Origin of the sequence: Curtobacterium sp. MCBA15_005, from assembly GCF_001864855.1 — a bacterium.
Taxonomy (GTDB): domain Bacteria; phylum Actinomycetota; class Actinomycetes; order Actinomycetales; family Microbacteriaceae; genus Curtobacterium; species Curtobacterium flaccumfaciens.
This window is the reverse complement of record NZ_MJGL01000058.1, coordinates 960-1,303: the sequence shown is the minus strand read 5'-3', so window position 1 is coordinate 1,303 and position 344 is coordinate 960. Positions and strand designations below refer to the sequence as shown.

Here is a 344-nt window from a genome sequence, read left to right as displayed (position 1 = left end):
TGAGGAGCTCCTCGGCGACGAGGCGATGCGTGAGCTCGAGCGTCGCGTGGTGCTCTCGGTGATCGACCGCCGCTGGCGCGACCACCTGTACGAGATGGACTACCTCAAGGACGGCATCGGCCTCCGCGCGATGGCGCAGCGCGACCCGCTGGTCGAGTACCAGCGCGAGGGCTACGCCCTGTTCCAGACGATGATGGGGCAGATCCGCGAAGAGTCCGTCGGCTACCTGTTCAACCTCGAGGTCCAGGTGCAGTCCGACGGCGAGAACGCGGTGATCGAGGCCAAGGGTCTCGGCGAGGACGAGGTCTCCGGCCTCGAGTACTCGGCGCCGTCGATCGACGGCG

The 344-nt window shown here is 67.7% G+C and carries 1 pseudogene; it reads left to right on the top strand.

Annotated elements, in window-relative coordinates:
* A pseudogene (locus BIU89_RS15300) lies at positions 1-344 on the top strand (preprotein translocase subunit SecA); the annotation flags it as partial.